Genomic DNA, 2,658 nt, shown 5'->3' with positions numbered 1-2,658 from the left:
GGCCGTATCCGGCGCTGGCACCGGGAGCCCGGCGTTCCCGTCCGACCGGACCGCACGCACGAACGCGGACGGCGCCCGGGAGGAGGTCGGGGCCCGCACGGACGACGAGATCGCCGGTTGGCCCGAGCCGCGGGCAGCGCGTCCTCGCCCCGATTCCGATCCCGACCCCGGCACGGCTCGATCGACGGCCGTGCCGGGGTCCTCCTGTGGGCCGGGTCAGTCGGCCGCGGCCTCGCGCAGCCGCTCGGCGGCGGCCTCCGGACTCACGTCGGTGACGAAGGCGTCGAGTCCGGATTCCACGCCGGCCAGGTACTTGAGCTTGCCGGGAGCGCGCCGGACGGTGAACAGCTCCAGGTGCAGGGCGAGTTCGTCGCCGCCGTCCTTCGGCGCCTGGTGCCAGGCGGAGATGTACGGGGTCCGGTTCGGCGCGGCGCCGGCGGGAGCGGGGAACAGCCGGTCGAAGCGGCGCAGCAGGTCGAGGTAGAGGCCGGGGAACTCGGCGCGCTCGGCCTCGTTCAGCGCGGTGAGGTCGCGCACCCGGCGGTTGGGGTAGAGGTGGACCTCGTACGGCCAGCGGGCGGCGAAGGGCACGAAGGCCGTCCAGTGCTCGCCCCGGAGCACCAGCCGCTCGGGGGCGGTCCGTTCGGCGGCGACGAGGTCCTCGAAGAGGTTGCGGCCGGTGCTCGCCCGGTACGCCTCGGCGCGGCCGATCATCCGGGCGGTGCGGGAGGGGACGAAGGGGAAGGCGTAGATCTGCCCGTGCGGGTGGGCCAGGGTGACGCCGATCTCCTCGCCGCGGTTCTCGAAGCAGTACACCTGCCGGACCTCGGGCCGGGCCGACAGGTCGGCCGTGCGGTCGGTCCAGGCGTCCAGCACCAGGCGGGCCCTGGCCTCGTCCAGGTCGGCGAAGGAGGCGTCGTGGTCGGGGGCGAAGCAGACCACCTCGCAGCGGCCGGTGCCCGGCCGGAGGGTGCGCAGGGGGTCGTCCTCGCGGGCGGTGACGTGGGCGGCGGAGTCCGGAGCGAGCGAGGGGAAGCGGTTCTCGAAGACGGCCACCTGGTAGTCCTCGGCCGGGATCTCGCTGAGCCGCCCGTCCCGGGACGGGCAGAGCGGGCACTCCTCGGCCGGCGGCCGGTAGGTGCGCGCCTGGCGGTGGGCCGCGATGGTGACCCAGTCGCCGGTGGCCGGGTCCAGTCGGACCTCGGAACCGGGGGCCTGCGGGTCGAGCGGCCGTTCGTCCACCGCGGTCCGGGGGGCGGCGGTGCCGCCGTCGTAGTAGATCAGCTGCCGACCGTCCGCGAGGGTGGTCACTGTCCTGACGGTGGGCTGGGTCAGGGACGTACCGGGCATGGCCCTTCTTCCTCCGAGTGAAGCCATTGGACATGGGTAAATCAACAGAAAGCTACAATCTCAAACATTATCCACCATGGGCACGCGACCGAAGTGCTCGAAGGAGGCCTCCCGATGGCTGACAGCGCCCAACCGCTCGCCGGACAGCGCCGCGTGCTGATCCTGGAGCAGATCCGCGAGCGCGGCGGGGTCCGGGTCACCGAGCTGGTCCGCGACCTCGGGGTCTCCGACATGACGGTCCGGCGCGACCTGGACGCGCTGGCGCGCCGGGGCCTGGTCCACAAAGTGCACGGCGGCGCCGTCCGGGTCGACGCGCCGGCCACCGGCGAGCCCGGGTTCGAGACCAAGGCGCACTGGGAGCTGCCCGCCAAGGAGGCGATCGCCCGGGCCGCCGCCGCGCTCGTCCCACCGGGTTCGGCGGTCGCGCTGGCCGGCGGGACGACCACCTTCGCGGTCGCCCGGCACCTGCGCGCGGTCGAGGGCCTGACCGTGGTGACCAACTCGCTGCGGATCGCCGAGCTGCTGGAACAGCCCGCCGAGGACGGCACGCCAGCCACCGCCACGGTGATCCGCACCGGCGGCGTGCGGACCCCCTCGGACGCGCTGGTCGGACCGGTGGCCGACCGGGCGATCCGCTCCCTGCACGTCAACCTGCTGATCCTGGGCTGCCACGGGCTCTCCCCCGAGGCCGGGCTGACCACCCCGAACCTCGCCGAGGCGGAGACCAACCGCGCCTTCCTCCGGTCGGCCCGCCGGGTGGTCGTGGTCGCGGACCACACCAAGTGGAACGCGGTCGGCCTGGCCACCTTCGCCGACCTGGACCAGCTGGACGTCCTGGTCACCGACGACGCCCTGCCCGCCGAGCAGCGGGCGGCCGCCGCGGGCATGGTCGGCGAGCTGATCGTGGCGGCGACGGCGGACCGCACGAACCGGCCCTGCTAGCCCGGCCGGCCCGACCGGCCCGGCTCACCCGACCGCCCCGACCGCCCTGGCTCGCCGAACCAGCCCGACCAGCCGGATCGCTCCGCCCCGCCGGAGCGGCCCGAACTCCCCCGCACCACCAGCTCGGTGGGCAGCTCCAGCCCCTCGCCCGGCGCCGCCCGCCCGCGCACCTGGTCCAGCAGCCGGCCGACCAGCGCCGTGGCGATCGCCCGCAGCGGCAGCCGGACCGAGGTCAACCCGGGATGGAGGTGCCGGCAGAGCGGCGTGTCGTGGAACCGCCCCGCCGCCGTGGCGCTCGGCCTGTCCGGCGCGCTCTGGGCGTGCGCCGTCGCCTGTCTGGTGCTCAGCGCGGTCGTCCTGCTGGAC

The 2,658-nt window shown here is 75.0% G+C and carries 3 protein-coding genes; 1 reads left to right on the top strand and 2 read right to left on the bottom strand.

The features are described 5' to 3' along the window. Positions 1-216 precede the first annotated feature (216 nt). A complete protein-coding gene (galT, locus tag ACIQOV_RS36420) occupies positions 217-1,350 on the bottom strand; it encodes a galactose-1-phosphate uridylyltransferase (RefSeq protein ID WP_401055089.1) in 1,134 nt (377 codons plus the stop codon). A 114-nt stretch (positions 1,351-1,464) separates the two neighbouring features. On the opposite strand from galT, the gene ACIQOV_RS36415 reads away from it, so the two are divergent. Further along, positions 1,465-2,292: a DeoR/GlpR family DNA-binding transcription regulator gene (locus tag ACIQOV_RS36415; RefSeq protein WP_401055087.1), complete on the top strand. Its 828-nt coding sequence runs from the start codon at positions 1,465-1,467 to the stop codon at positions 2,290-2,292. Here ACIQOV_RS36415 and ACIQOV_RS36410 read toward each other — a convergent pair. Next, complete coding sequence (locus ACIQOV_RS36410; protein ID WP_401055090.1) at positions 2,289-2,639, bottom strand: substrate-binding domain-containing protein; 351 nt, start codon at positions 2,637-2,639, stop codon at positions 2,289-2,291. The two genes, ACIQOV_RS36415 and ACIQOV_RS36410, sit on opposite strands and share 4 nt — an antisense overlap. Positions 2,640-2,658 lie beyond the last annotated feature (19 nt).

It is taken from the genome of Kitasatospora sp. NPDC091257, assembly GCF_044757675.1.
GTDB classification, from domain to species: domain Bacteria; phylum Actinomycetota; class Actinomycetes; order Streptomycetales; family Streptomycetaceae; genus Kitasatospora; species Kitasatospora lactacystinica.
This window is presented reverse-complemented; position numbering and strand designations above follow the sequence as displayed.

Coding starts and splice junctions, on each gene's coding strand:
- galT (WP_401055089.1), bottom strand. CDS start 1,350: ATGCCCGGTACGTCCCTGACCCAGCCCACCGTCAGGACAGTGACCACC.
- ACIQOV_RS36415 (WP_401055087.1), top strand. CDS start 1,465: ATGGCTGACAGCGCCCAACCGCTCGCCGGACAGCGCCGCGTGCTGATC.